This window comes from Priestia sp. D3YE.R1 (assembly GCF_049199565.1).
Classification (GTDB): Bacteria; Bacillota; Bacilli; order Bacillales; family Bacillaceae_H; genus Priestia; species Priestia aryabhattai.
This window is the reverse complement of sequence record NZ_JBLTHW010000003.1, coordinates 532,019-545,208: the sequence shown is the minus strand read 5'-3', so window position 1 is coordinate 545,208 and position 13,190 is coordinate 532,019. Positions and strand designations below refer to the sequence as shown.

Sequence of the window (13,190 nt, the reverse complement as noted above, 5' to 3'; positions counted from 1 at the left end):
ACTCAAATCGCGCACTTTATTTTATTGACTGATTAAAATATAGAAAATAAGTTCTGAGACATAGAAAAGAGAGCACCTCTATGCTCTCTTTAAAGTTCTTTGTAAACCATTTTTCGATACGTAACAAAGCCTTCTTTTTCATAAAAACTCTCTGCAATTGTATTGTCACTCCAATAGTCTAACTCAATTGTATTTATGTCTTTTGCACGAGCAATGCTATAAATTTCTTTCATCAAACTTGAACCAAACCCTTTGTTTTTGTGGAGTTCTGCGATATTTAGTTGATGAACGTAAATTGACTTGTAAGTCTTTTTAAACACTGTTTCTGAATACTGCTTTATTTCAACCCAAGCGAATCCTACATGCTGTCCTTCATCTTCTGCTAAAAGAAAGATAAACCTATCGTTTTCCATCACTTTCTTAAAAAATTCATGTATCTTCTGAAAATCATATGTTTGAAAGCGCTCGGGGTATAATTCTACATGCAGTTGATGAACAGACTGATTAAGCTTGGCAATTGTATCAGCATCGAAAGTACGGCTAATCTTCAATTTTTTCTCTCCTATATATCTCGTATTTAGTAATGGTCGTTATGAATGTATTTCGTTTAATATAGCGGGTGCGTTTGAGGTGAATAACAAATAGTTTTTACTGTTCGTTTTTATAAAGATGCGGTCAGTCGTTCCGTACGGAGGGCCGATTCGAATGGCGTTTGCTTCTTTGCCTCCGTACGTGTCATCTTCCGTTACTTCAAGAATGTCTTCTAACGGAATCGTAAAGTGTGCAAGCTGCCATTTTATAATGAGGCTATCATTTATTTTTTGAACGCTAATAGTTGGTGTAAACATTTTATCCATCCCCTTTGGTTTCTATTAATCTTAACTTTGTCTCTCTGCAACGTGTTCTTTTATCCTTAAAATCGCTTCTTTCGGACAGCCTTGAAAATAGCCTCCGTGATAACAAATAACATGCTCAATGTCGTAGTGTAAGAAGTTTTCGAGTGATTGAACTGCTTCGTCCATATTTAAGGTCGTTTGTTTAACAGGCCCCATTAGTTGTCCATTCGCTAATACTAAAGCATCTCCGGCAACCAGCGTTTTTGATTTTTTTAAATAAAAACTAACGTGCCCAAGCGTATGTCCGGGAGTGAAAATAACTTCAATACCTCCGCAGTATGGAAGCAGTTGACTTCCTTTTAATACTCTATCCACGTCAACTTTTGGAAGGTTTTTATACAAATATTTTATGTCATCAGGTATAGCTGCTAGTTCTTCGTTACTCATTTGACTCGCATTCGTTTTGATAAGCGGAAGTTTCCCTTCAATATACGGCTTATCAAATTCATGAGCATATACGATGATATTTTCATTTGATTTTTTTCGTATATCAGCAGCACTCCCTATATGATCTAGGTCTTGATGTGTTAAAAAAATTGCTTTTAGGTCTTCGATAGACATATTTAATTCGTTTAACACTTTTTTAAGTTGATCGATTTGTCCAGGCATTCCTGTGTCAATTAGAATAGCTTCATCGTTATTCCAAACTAGCGTAGGATTTAATATTATATCTTGGTCAAAAGCTCTGGCAGTCAACTGTAGCATTTCAACACCTTCTGAAATTCTCATCACAAACCCCTTTTCTTATTAAAATTACAAAAACTTTAACCTTCTGTAATTGCGTAGCTTACAGTGCTATTCTTGAATTTTATCAATAAACAAAATAAAAACCAGACTGGAAAAAAATCACATTTCATGCTATGATATCTATAAAATAAAGCTTACGATGATAGATTTTTATAAATGAAAAGGTGAACCTTGGACAACAAGGTTCACCTTTTTTACTTATCGCTAGCCGCTATAGCTTTTTTATTTCTTATCTTCTCTTTGGATACACTCATGCAAAGGTACAACCTTAGTTTTCTTTGCTATTTTATACCCCCACCACGTCGCTAAAAAGAGAGGCAGACCGATATATGAGACTGTCAAGCCGTACCAATCAATTTTGTCAGAAAGTACCGCTTGATAATTCTGTCCTAAAATAACGATGAGGCACATTCCAAATGCAAGAACAGGGCCTAAAGGAAACCATTTTGCTTTATACGCCAGTTCATCTATCTCTCTTCCTGAAGCAACATATGCTTTTCGGAAACGATAGTGGCTGACGGCAATACCAATCCACGCAATAAATCCGCTCATTCCTGAAGCGTTTAAAAGCCACATATACATTTGATCGCCAAAAATTGATGTTAAAAAGGCAAGACCGCCAATGATCGTAGTTAAAACAAGCGCGTTTACTGGAATTCCTCGACGATTAATTTTTCGAAGCGCTTTAGGCGCTTGTCCTTCATTGGCCATTGACCATAACATTCGCGTAGAAGCATATAAGCCAGAAGTTCCGGCTGATAAAACCGAGGTAAGAATAACAGCATTCATCACTGAAGCAGCTGCAGCGATTCCTGCTTTTTCAAAAACAAGCGTAAATGGACTAACAGCAATGTTATCCACGTCTCCTCCTAAAAGAAATGGACTTGTGTAAGGAATGATAAGTCCAATCACAGCAATGGCTGCAATATAAAATAGAAGAATGCGCCAAAAGACTTGGCGAATGGCTTTTGGTATGTTTTTTTGAGGGTTTTCACTTTCCCCTGCAGCAATACCGACTAGCTCTGTGCCTTGAAAAGAAAATCCTGCGATAAAGAAAATGCTTAGTACGGACATAAATCCGCCGTTAACCGGCGCTTCTTCTAATGTAAAGTTTTTAAAGCCGATATATTCACCGCCGAAAATACCAAAGATCGTCAGAAGACCCACACCGATAAATACAATAATGGTTACTACTTTTACGAGAGCAAACCAATATTCAGATTCTCCATAGCTTTTTACAGATAGGAAATTAAGTAAAAAAATTAAGCCTAAAAACAAAGCGCTCCAGATAATACTCGGCACATCAGGGAACCAAAATTTCATAATAATAGCAGAAGCAGCTATTTCTACGGCAAGTGTAACAGCCCAGTTAAACCAGTAGTTCCAACCGAGCGCAAAGCCTAGAGCTGGGTCTACATAGTGACTGGCGTACGTTGAAAAAGAACCTGATACCGGCATAAACGTGGCCATTTCTCCAAGACTAGTCATGAGAAAATAAACCATAATTCCAATGGCCCCGTAAGCAATCAGCGCTCCTCCCGGTCCAGCAGTTTGGATGGAAGATCCCGTGGCTAGAAATAAACCAGTTCCTATTGAACCTCCAATGGCAATCATGGTCATATGACGCGCTTTTAAATGGCGTTTTACATGCTTATCGTCCTGCTTTTTTTCTTCTTCATTACGATTTATATCGACCGCTTCCATACTTATCCCACCTTTATAAATGAACTATGCGAACATGTTTAACGTAAAGCGTATAAGAATATCCATCTCCTATAAAAAGCAGGAGATGGATCCTTCATTGCTTACTTTGAAAAATCAAAATAGTTTCGTTTTAATAGACGAGGCAAGCCCATAAGCTGTTCGTACGTTACACTTTTTTCTAAGGCAGAGGTGTTGATTAAAAACAGTTGATCTTCAATGTGCCCAACCGTTTCATCTGTTTGATACGTAATCCCGCATTCTGAACATGTAATGGAAGGCGTCTCTTTAATTTCTATGGCTTTTGTACCGTCAGGAAGCTCCCAATAAACCGTTGCATCCGTCTCTTTCGCTTCATATGATTCGCACCATTGGCACTTCAATATTATTCCTCCTTCGCTCCCGCCGTTTCGTATTTTTTCATTTGTGTTTCAAATTTTTTCTCTTTTAATTGATCGCGCTTTTCACGCTTGTCTTTCAAAGAGCTATGCTCTGGATTTTGGTCATACGTTTTTCGGCGGTCAAGACGGTTTAGACCTTCCGGCGTTAAGTTGAACTTTGTATCATCAATAATTGAAAGAACACCGTTGCTTTCAAATTTTTCAAACACTTCAGGATATACTTTTTTATAAAATTCTTCTGCGCTGCCACTTTGATAATTTTGCGGCTCCGGATAAGACGTAATAACACCTTCAAAGTTTCGAAGCACCACTTTATTTGAGCTTTGAGAAATAATGTAGTTTGGCTGCAGCGGAATTTTACCGCCTCCTCCAGGAGCATCCACGATAAACGTAGGAACTGCATAGCCGGACGTATGACCGCGAAGTCCTTCCATAATTTCTAGCCCTTTGCTGATTGGCGCACGGAAATGGCCGATTCCTTCTGATAAATCACATTGATAAATATAATAAGGACGCACGCGGATCTTTACTAAATCATGCATAAGCTTCTTCATGATTGGCACGCTGTCGTTAATTCCAGCTAAAATAACCGCTTGGTTTCCAACTGGAACTCCTGCGTTCGAAAGCATTTCACAAGCACGTTTGGATTCTTCTGTAATTTCAATTGATGTGTTAAAGTGCGTATTTAGCCAAACCGGATGATATTTCTTTAAGATGTTGCACAGATTTTCTGTAATGCGCTGAGGGAACACCACCGGCGCTCTTGTACCGATACGAATAATTTCTACGTGCGGAATATCGCGCAAATTTTTCAAAATATATTCTAAAATATTGTCATTGATTAATAGGCCGTCTCCTCCGGAAATTAATACATCACGAATTTGAGGGTTGGCTGCAATGTAATTAATAGCTGTATCCAGCTGTTTTTTTGGAACGCCCATGCCGATTTGTCCTGAAAAACGTCTTCTTGTACAGTAGCGGCAGTACATAGAGCATTGATTTGTAACTAAAAACAGCACGCGGTCGGGATAACGGTGCGTTAAGCCAGGAACCGGTGAATCTTCATCTTCGTGAAGCGGATCTTCTAAATCATATCTTGTTTTATGCAGTTCTTCTGAAATAGGAACGGACTGCATTCTGATTGGACATTTCGGATCGTTCACATCCATTAACCATGCGTAATAAGGAGTAATGTTTAACGGAATCGTTTTGGTTGCAATTTTAACACCTTCTTCTTCTTGAGGTGTTAAATTTATGATTTTCTTTAAATCTTCCAATGTTTTAATCGTGTTTGTCAGCTGCCATACCCAGTCGTTCCACTGCTCGTCCGTTACATCTTTCCAAAGCTCGATTTCTTTCCAGTGTCTGCTTGCTTTATATAATGTATTTTTCATTTTATATTCCCTCCAAAGTTCATTTTTTGAATAGATGTTCTACTAAGAAATTGACCGCACCATGTAATAGCGGTCTTCTCCTTCGCCAAACTCTCCTGCTCGCGTTTCTTTAATCGTAAAGCCCATTTTTTTATACAGCTTAACAGCGCCTTCATTTTTTACATTCACAGTCAAACAAACGCTTTCAAAACTATCTTTTTGTAGAATCGAAAATATTTCTTCTAAGAACAGCTGTCCAATTCCGCTTCCTTGTTTATCAGAGCGGACGTAGAACCCAAAGATATAAGCTTTTGTGACATCTTTGTAATCTCGAAGCAGCTCGCAAATGGCAATTGGCCTTGCGTCATTTTCCTGGAAATATTGAATGAGCTTGCCGTAGCGCGCTAAAGGCACAAGCGTCTGTTCATCAACGGCTCCCATGCCCGGAAACGCATCTTTTTCAAGTTCAATCATCATTTTTTGCTGCGCGGGACTTAACGACTGTGGGATTTCGATATAATACTGCTCTTTTAATGCATCCATTTTTCTTTCCTCCTTTTTTCACTTTCATATTTTGCATCTTGCAGCGGCCATATTGGACTTGGAAGGTGCTGATAATTAAAGGTCGTTAAGCGATTTGACGCTACGCCTGGACCATCAACATAGATGATAGATCCTACAAGCGGTTCAAAAGCGGCTCTGAAATGATTTTTAGCTTTTAAACCAATGATTTTTTTCGTCGCTGGCTCAATGCCAATATGGCGAAAAAGTTCAGGATCATTTGCTGATACCGGCCTTCCAATCAGCAAAATGTCCAATTCTCCTACTTGAATGTGAGCTGCACCTTTTACATTTACTTTTAAATGCTGATTAAACGGTCCTGAATTGTAAAACTCACCTTCCGACAAAGCAACGACCTTGGCCTCAACTTCAACGGGCTTTCCGAACTCAGGAGAAACTTTTCCTCCTAAAGAAAGAGAGACGTAATTTCCTATTCCCGCCTGCACGCAGTGTTTGATAGAGTCAGGGTCATAAAGACCTCCAAACAAAGTTCCCGTCATATTTAGCTTCATCATGTATTCCAAAAGCTCTGTTGTATCGCCGCTTCCGCAGCTTAAAGGATTATCTGCTATATCAGCGAGCACTATCGGCTTTGTGTTGGATAGTTTTAACGCTGTTTGCAGACCTTCTTTAACGGTAGGCAAATCGACTATAAATTCTTCTTTTATACTCCAAAACTGAGAAGCTAGTGTATTTGCTGTTTTTTCTGCTTTTTCAGGATTCAAAGCAACTACGAGCACGCTTGCTCCGGCGATTGGAATATCGGAATATGGAAAGCCTCCAAAAACGGAAACACTATATACGTCTTCTTCTTGCTCAACTTGCTTAGCAAGGTCAATCATTTTTTTCATAGGGCCTTTTGCTGTTCGCATATTAATTGAGGGCAACAGCATAGGCAATTTTTTTAAAGATGCATAATAGATAGCGCTTTCTTTTATTTGGGTTAAAAGCGCTCGCGCAGCGTTGACTCCTTGTTCGTACATATCAACATGAGGATATGTTTTAAAACCAAAGTGAAGCGGCGTGTACGTAAGCATATCTTCACTGACATTTGCATGCATATCGAGCGTAGTAGCAATAGGAACGTTATTTCCTATACAACTTCTTATTTGACCTAACAAATGAGCTTCAGGATCGAAATGATGCTCTACTACCATTGCGCCGTGCAAAGCGATTAGCAAGCCATCTAGCGGGCCGGCGTGAGTAAGCGCATGCAGCATTTGCTTTTCAATTGTGTAATAAGCCGCCGAAGATACAACCCCAGACGGAACTGCAGCTGCACAAACAAGGGGAACGATTTCTACTTGTTCTTCTTGCTTTAATACATCCAAAAATCCCCCTACTTCTGTTTTGGTTCCTGAGTATGCTTTATATATTTCCGTTCCAACAAAATACCCTTCTTGTACAAACTGTTCTATTTCTGTTTTTAATGGACTAAAGCTGTGAGATTCATGATAAAAAAAGGCAATGCCAATGCGATATGAAGACATGTGCTCCTCCTTTTCGCTAAGGTGCGAGATTAATAGTTGGTGTAGACAGACTTCCATTCTGTCATTACATCAAATGCATGATGAGAAACTTCTCTGTGGCCGTTGCCAGACATTTTCATTCCTCCGAATGCTACTCCCATTTCAGCATTAGATGTTCCGTTATTGATATAGACTAATCCGCTAACAGCGTCTTTCGCCGCTCGGCTGGCATAATGTAAGCTGCTTGTATAAATAGAAGTGGAAAGTCCGTACATCGTTCCATTATTGACGCTCATTGCTTCTTCATAGCCATTTACTTCAATAAAAGCAAGCACGGGGCCAAAAATCTCTTCTTGAGCAATTGTGTGATTCGAATGGACGTTATCGATGATGGTAGGCATGTAATAACAAGCCCCTAATTCTGATAAAGCACGACCTCCAAGCGCAATATTCCCGCCTTCTTCTACCGCTTTTTGTACGTAACCTTCTACTAAACGACACTGCTGTTCATTGACAAGCGGTCCTATCACAACTCCTTGTTCAAGACCATTTCCAATCTTCATTTCTTCTGTAAGAGCTATTACTTTTTTCAACAGCTCTTCTTTTACTGAACGATCCACGATGACTCTGCTAGCTGCGGTACAGCGCTGCCCCGTTGTCGTAAATGCTGATTTAACAATTCCTTCTGCTGCTTTATCCAGATCGGCATCTTTTAATACGATAACCGCGTTTTTTCCTCCTAGCTCTAAAGAAATACGCTTTAAGGTTTTGCTGCTCATTTCTGCTAATTGCTGACCAACTTCCGTAGAACCTGTAAATGAGATGATTTTCACTTCAGAGTGTATAGCAAGTCTTTGTCCAACGATTCTGCCCGATCCTGTAAGCAAGTTAATTGTTCCTTTTGGAAGCCCCGCAGCGTGCAATACTTCCATAAAAATCTTCGCTGAGAGCGCCACTTCTGAAGCCGGCTTCCAAACAACCGTATTGCCAGCGATTAAAGCAGCAAACATTTTATAAGAAGCGAGAGAAACAGGAAAGTTCCAAGGTGTAATACATGCCACAACTCCAAGCGGTTCGCGAACCATTTTTATATCTCGGTCAGGAAAGCCAGCGGGCACTATTTCGCCAAACAAACGTCTTCCTTCTCCCGCCATATACTGAGCTGTTGCAATGACGACACCAACTTCTCCTATGGATTCTGTCAGTGGTTTTCCCATTTCTTTTGTCATCACTTGAGCTAGCTCTTCTTTTCTGTCTTCAAAAAGCGAAGCTGCTTTTGTTAAAAATGCTGCACGTTCAGGAATAGATGTATTTTTCCAGTGGCTGTAAGCTGTACTAGCCGCGTTTACCGCAGCATCGACTTGACTAGCCGTAGCGGCTGCGCACGTTCCGACGAGCTCTTGTGTTGCAGGGTTTATACTTTCAAAATAGGTTTGCTTCTCTTCACTTACCCACTCGCCGTTAATGTATAAATTTCCTTGCAGCAGTTCGGTTTTAGTTTGACTCATATTGTTATCCTCCTTTTCATTTAAAAAGCTAGTTGATTGAAACTGCTTCTGTGATGACTTCTTCTAATAAAGACAGCCCTTGATCCAGCACGTCTTTATCAATATTTAGGGGCAGCATTAAGCGAATGGTTTGCCCTTTGACTCCACAGTTCATGATAAGCAGTCTTCTTTCCAGCGCTTTTGATTTAATAACAGGGACATAAGCAGCCGCTGTTTCAACATGAAATTCAATGCCAATCATCATACCAATTCCTCTAACCTCTTTAATAGCCGGTAAATGTCCGATAGAATGCTGAAGACGTTTAACAATATCGGCACCTACTTTTTCACTGCGCTCTACAAGCTTTTCTTCTTCGATGATTGAAATATTAGCTAAAGCAGCTGCGCACGATACTGGATTTCCACCAAAAGTAGAACCATGTCCAGCTGTTGGCCATTTCTCATGCAGTTCTCGGCTTGCTACAATTGCTCCTAGTGGCATACCACCGGAAAGAGCTTTTGCTAAAACTAAAATATCTGGTGTGACTCCAGCATGTTCCGCGGCAAACATTTTTCCAGTGCGCCCAAATCCTGTTTGCACTTCATCAAAGATAAGCAGAATGCCATAATCATTCGCTATGTCTCTCAGTGCGCGTAAAAAGCTAGAAGGAGCAGGGTAATAGCCTCCTTCGCCCATGACTGGCTCAATTACAATCGCCGCTACGCGTGAAGGATCCACTCGCAGTTCAAACAGCTTTTGCAGTTGATTTAAGCAATATGCTTCCGCTTCTTCCTCGTCAATATTAGGAAGCTGACTTGGATACGGATAAGGCGCGTGATACACTTCTCCTAAAATCGGCTCGTAGTAGCTTCGGTACTTGGAGCTTGAAGCCGTAATAGCTGTAGCTCCTAATGTACGGCCATGAAAAGAACCTTCGAAAGCAATAATCGCTGGTCTGCCAGTGGCCGCTTTTGCTAACTTAAGTGCTCCATCAATGGCTTCTGCGCCTGAGTTTGAAAAGAAAACCGTATCTAAGTTTCCTGGCGTAATTTGCGCAAGTTTTTCTGCCAAATTCACAGCTGTTTCGTAGTATCCGTAATTTAAGCCGAGGTGAAGCAGCTGATCTGCTTGTTTTTTAATCGCTTCTACCATCTTTTCATGTGTATGGCCCACTGCATTAACGGCTACTCCTGATACAAAATCAATATATTCCGTTCCATCAGCTGTCCAGAATTTAGCACCGTGAGCTTTTTCAATAACAAGCTCTGTTACTCTTGTCATCACCGGTGATAAATGTTTTTTTCCTTTGATTTGAAGCTCTTCTGTTTTATTTTGCACTTTCATATGACTCATCCTTTCTTATGTGCTGATGAAAAATAGAAAATGCATGATCTAGCAATCTCACTATTTCATCAACTTCTGCTTTCGTTATATTTAAAGGAGGACTGATAATCATATGTTCTCCTTTATGTCCATCTATAGATCCAGATCCTGGATAAAACACACCTCCAAGCTCCATACAAATTTCATTGAGCTTTTCGCTGGCTGCTTCACTTGGATTGAAAAATACTTGTTGACTAGCATCTTTCATTAGTTCTAATCCGATTAAAAGCCCGCGGCCTCGAATATCTGAAATATAAGGATGCTTGCGTTGCAGAGCTACTAAACATTCCATTAAATACGCGCCTTGAGTTTCTACGTTTTGAAGAATATTCATTTCTTCATATATATCCAAAGCAGCAAGTCCTGCCGCTATCGAAACAGGATGTCCACTGTACGTATAGCCGTGGAGGAATTTCCCGCTGCTATTTTCTAACAGCCCTTGAATCAGACGGTCATGGACAATCATTCCTCCTAAAGGAGCGTACCCTGCTGAAACTCCTTTACCAAAAGTTAGAATATCCGGTTCGATTGCGAATTGTTCCACTGCAAAATCAGTTCCTGTTCTCCCAAAGCCTGTCATAACTTCATCAATAATTAAAAGAATGTCATAGCGGCTGCAGAGCTCACGTACTTTTTTGAAATAGTCAAGCGGAGGTACAACAGCTCCTTGCTGACTTCCTACAATGGGTTCTGCGATAAAAGCTGAAATATTTTCTGGACCGAGCTCTAAAATGGTTCGTTCAATATCGGTGACGCAGCTCCAGTTTTGATTTGCCACGCAGTCTTCTTGATTGCGATTATACGGACAGCGATGACAATAAGGAGAATAAACGTGCGCAAAATGTAAAAGATTAGGTGTATACGGATATCGTCTTTTTACGTCTCCTCCAGCTGATAGTGCGCCTATCGTATTTCCGTGATAAGACTGCCACCTTCCGATTACGATGTGTTTTTGCGTCTTTCCGGCATCTCTGTGATATTGCCTTGCTAATTTTAATGCACTTTCATTTGCTTCTGATCCTCCTGATGTAAAATAGACTTTGTTTAAATGAGGGGGCGCCATTTTACCAATGACACCTGCAAGTTTATGCAAAACATCCGTTTCAAAACGCAATGTATGAACAAACGCCGCGTTTTTTGCCTGCTCAGCCATCGCCTCGGCTATTTGTCCAATGCCGTGCCCTAAATTTGCCGCCACGGCCCCGGAGCAGCCGTCTAAATACTTTTTTCCTTGCTCATCTATTAAGTAGCTTCCTTCACCGTACGTGATCATTGGATACTTTTTTGTTAAATCTCTATGAAACACATAATCTCTTTTTATTTTGTCCATCTTTCCACCACCATCGCCATTCCTAAGCCTCCTGCAACGCAAATAGTTGCGAGGCCGTATCGTCTTTTTTGCTTTTGGAGCTCATGACACAGAGTTGTGATGATTCTTGCCCCGGAGCAGCCTAAAGGATGTCCAAGCGCAATTGCTCCTCCGTTTACATTCACTTTCTCTGATGTGATGTTCCATTCTCTTAAGCAAGCAATACTTTGGGCGGCAAAAGCTTCGTTTAATTCAATTAAGTCCATATCATCTAAGCTTAAACCGGCTTTATTTAAAGCAATTTGTGTAGCCGAAACGGGGCCAATCCCCATTTCCTTTGGTGAGACGCCAGCTGCGGCAAACGACACAATCTTTGCCATAGGTGTTAATCCGAGGTGCTCAGCTTTTTCTTCCGACATCAGCAGCAGCATCGAAGCCCCATCGTTTCTGCCGGATGAATTTCCAGCCGTCACCGTTCCATTCCTTTGAAAAACTGCATTAAGCGCACCAAGCTTTTCTTTGCTAGTAAGACGAGGAAATTCATCTGTTGCAAAGTGCCCCATTCCTTTTTTTCCTTCTTTTACAGGCACAGGGATAATTTCTTCTTCAAACAAACCAAGTTCTATAGCCCGCCTAGCTTTTTCCTGACTATAAAAAGCAAACTCATCTTGTTCCGCGCGGCTAATACTATACTTTTCAGCGAGCCACTCGGCTGTCTGTCCCATCGTAAAAGTTCCGTATAACGTTTCAGGCTGTGATTTTGGCTGACTTTCTGTATTAGAGTCATAGAGTGTTAAATCACCAACGTGAAAACCGAAACGAGTGCCTACCGTATAGTGCGGTGCTTGAGACATGCTTTCCACTCCTCCGGCTAATACCGCTTCGGCTTGACCCGATAAAATGGACATGGCTCCATTCATTACAGCCTGCATGCCTGAGCCGCACTGGCGATGCACCGTATAAGCTGGAATACGTTCAGAGAATTGAGCTTTCAGCCCAGCTACTCTTGCTATATTAGGAGCATGAGCGCTTTGTTTCGTTTGTCCGACGATAATTTCATCAACAACCTCTGACGTGTATCCGGCTGAAGACAAATTGTTTTTCATCACAAGAGAGACTAGTTCTTCCGGAAGCGTATCTGCAAGCGAACCGCCAAACTTTCCAATAGGAGTTCGAAATGCATTTACAATCACTGCCATTATGCCGTCACCTCATTGTCTTTACTAAACAATTTAGAAATGTGAAAAGAAGCCTGTGTTTTTTGTTTTACTTCCTCTAAAGAAACACCTGGAGCTGTTTCAAGAAGTTCAAGACCAAAATCCGTTACCGAAAAGACGGCTAATTCCGTAATAATCATATCGACTCGTCGCTCTGAAGTAAGCGGGTAGGTTAACTTCCCAACTAGCTTTGACTCTCCTTGACTATTCGTATGAAGAGTCGTAACAATCACTTTTTTTGAGCCTTCTAATAAATCCATGGCTCCCCCTACACCAAGAACACTTTTACCAGGAACAGCCCAGTTCGCAATTCGGCCTGCTTCATCTACTTGAAGCACTCCAAGAATCGATACATTCACATGGCCTCCGCGTATCATGGCAAAAGAATCGGCGCTGTTAAAAAACGAGGAACCTTCCAAAACCGTGACGGGCAGCTTTCCAGCATTCACAAGTTCTGGATCTATATAATCTTCTTCAGGAGTAGGGCCAACGCCGAGAATCCCGTTTTCTGAATGTAAAAACACGTGAACATCGGGTGCAATATAATTAGCAACCAGAGTAGGAATCCCTATTCCTAAGTTCACTACATCTCCGTGACAAAGCTCTTTTGCAGCACGCGCAGCAATATATTCTTTGACGTTCATC

13 protein-coding genes are annotated in these 13,190 nt (G+C 40.8%); all 13 read right to left on the bottom strand.

The window, feature by feature from the left end; genetic code table 11:
- Nucleotides 1-89 precede the first annotated feature (89 nt).
- Nucleotides 90-551, bottom strand: a complete 462-nt coding sequence (locus ACOZIR_RS21110; protein WP_045294148.1) for a GNAT family N-acetyltransferase — start codon at nucleotides 549-551, stop codon at nucleotides 90-92.
- Between the two features lie 39 nt (nucleotides 552-590).
- Complete coding sequence (locus ACOZIR_RS21105; protein WP_045294150.1) at nucleotides 591-848, bottom strand: hypothetical protein; 258 nt, start codon at nucleotides 846-848, stop codon at nucleotides 591-593.
- A 30-nt stretch (nucleotides 849-878) separates the two neighbouring features.
- A complete protein-coding gene (locus tag ACOZIR_RS21100; protein ID WP_045294151.1) occupies nucleotides 879-1,625 on the bottom strand; it encodes an MBL fold metallo-hydrolase in 747 nt (248 codons plus the stop codon).
- A 240-nt stretch (nucleotides 1,626-1,865) separates the two neighbouring features.
- Entirely contained in the window at nucleotides 1,866-3,347 is a 1,482-nt protein-coding gene (locus tag ACOZIR_RS21095; RefSeq protein WP_045294153.1) for an amino acid permease, read from the bottom strand.
- A gap of 101 nt (nucleotides 3,348-3,448) precedes the next feature.
- Entirely contained in the window at nucleotides 3,449-3,727 is a 279-nt protein-coding gene (locus ACOZIR_RS21090) for a YokU family protein (protein ID WP_045294155.1), read from the bottom strand.
- Between the two features lie 2 nt (nucleotides 3,728-3,729).
- Nucleotides 3,730-5,139, bottom strand: a complete 1,410-nt coding sequence (ablA, locus tag ACOZIR_RS21085) for a lysine 2,3-aminomutase (protein ID WP_421535802.1) — start codon at nucleotides 5,137-5,139, stop codon at nucleotides 3,730-3,732.
- Between the two features lie 42 nt (nucleotides 5,140-5,181).
- Nucleotides 5,182-5,661: a GNAT family N-acetyltransferase gene (locus tag ACOZIR_RS21080; RefSeq protein ID WP_045294159.1), complete on the bottom strand. Its 480-nt coding sequence runs from the start codon at nucleotides 5,659-5,661 to the stop codon at nucleotides 5,182-5,184.
- Nucleotides 5,649-7,169 carry a M81 family metallopeptidase gene (locus tag ACOZIR_RS21075; RefSeq protein WP_045294161.1) on the bottom strand — a complete coding sequence of 507 codons (1,521 nt, stop codon included), beginning with the start codon at nucleotides 7,167-7,169 and terminating at the stop codon, nucleotides 5,649-5,651. Before ACOZIR_RS21075 ends, ACOZIR_RS21080 begins: the two co-directional genes overlap by 13 nt.
- Before the next feature lie 29 nt (nucleotides 7,170-7,198).
- Complete coding sequence (locus ACOZIR_RS21070) at nucleotides 7,199-8,656, bottom strand: aldehyde dehydrogenase family protein (protein ID WP_045294163.1); 1,458 nt, start codon at nucleotides 8,654-8,656, stop codon at nucleotides 7,199-7,201.
- A 28-nt stretch (nucleotides 8,657-8,684) separates the two neighbouring features.
- On the bottom strand, nucleotides 8,685-9,980 hold the full coding sequence (locus ACOZIR_RS21065) for an aminotransferase class III-fold pyridoxal phosphate-dependent enzyme (RefSeq protein ID WP_029714294.1): 1,296 nt from the start codon (nucleotides 9,978-9,980) through the stop codon (nucleotides 8,685-8,687).
- Complete coding sequence (locus ACOZIR_RS21060; RefSeq protein WP_045294166.1) at nucleotides 9,964-11,349, bottom strand: aspartate aminotransferase family protein; 1,386 nt, start codon at nucleotides 11,347-11,349, stop codon at nucleotides 9,964-9,966. The genes ACOZIR_RS21065 and ACOZIR_RS21060 overlap by 17 nt, the downstream gene beginning before the upstream one ends.
- Complete coding sequence (locus ACOZIR_RS21055; protein WP_045294168.1) at nucleotides 11,337-12,527, bottom strand: thiolase family protein; 1,191 nt, start codon at nucleotides 12,525-12,527, stop codon at nucleotides 11,337-11,339. The genes ACOZIR_RS21060 and ACOZIR_RS21055 overlap by 13 nt, the downstream gene beginning before the upstream one ends.
- Nucleotides 12,527-13,189, bottom strand: coding sequence for a 3-oxoacid CoA-transferase subunit B (locus tag ACOZIR_RS21050; protein WP_045294170.1), 663 nt, complete (start codon nucleotides 13,187-13,189; stop codon nucleotides 12,527-12,529). Before ACOZIR_RS21050 ends, ACOZIR_RS21055 begins: the two co-directional genes overlap by 1 nt.
- Nucleotide 13,190 lies beyond the last annotated feature (1 nt).

Coding starts and splice junctions, on each gene's coding strand:
- ACOZIR_RS21105 (WP_045294150.1), bottom strand. CDS start 848: ATGTTTACACCAACTATTAGCGTTCAAAAAATAAATGATAGCCTCATT.
- ACOZIR_RS21100 (WP_045294151.1), bottom strand. CDS start 1,625: ATGAGAATTTCAGAAGGTGTTGAAATGCTACAGTTGACTGCCAGAGCT.
- ACOZIR_RS21095 (WP_045294153.1), bottom strand. CDS start 3,347: ATGGAAGCGGTCGATATAAATCGTAATGAAGAAGAAAAAAAGCAGGAC.
- ablA (WP_421535802.1), bottom strand. CDS start 5,139: ATGAAAAATACATTATATAAAGCAAGCAGACACTGGAAAGAAATCGAG.
- ACOZIR_RS21080 (WP_045294159.1), bottom strand. CDS start 5,661: ATGGATGCATTAAAAGAGCAGTATTATATCGAAATCCCACAGTCGTTA.
- ACOZIR_RS21075 (WP_045294161.1), bottom strand. CDS start 7,169: ATGTCTTCATATCGCATTGGCATTGCCTTTTTTTATCATGAATCTCAC.
- ACOZIR_RS21070 (WP_045294163.1), bottom strand. CDS start 8,656: ATGAGTCAAACTAAAACCGAACTGCTGCAAGGAAATTTATACATTAAC.
- ACOZIR_RS21065 (WP_029714294.1), bottom strand. CDS start 9,980: ATGAAAGTGCAAAATAAAACAGAAGAGCTTCAAATCAAAGGAAAAAAA.
- ACOZIR_RS21060 (WP_045294166.1), bottom strand. CDS start 11,349: ATGGACAAAATAAAAAGAGATTATGTGTTTCATAGAGATTTAACAAAA.
- ACOZIR_RS21055 (WP_045294168.1), bottom strand. CDS start 12,527: ATGGCAGTGATTGTAAATGCATTTCGAACTCCTATTGGAAAGTTTGGC.
- ACOZIR_RS21050 (WP_045294170.1), bottom strand. CDS start 13,189: ATGAACGTCAAAGAATATATTGCTGCGCGTGCTGCAAAAGAGCTTTGT.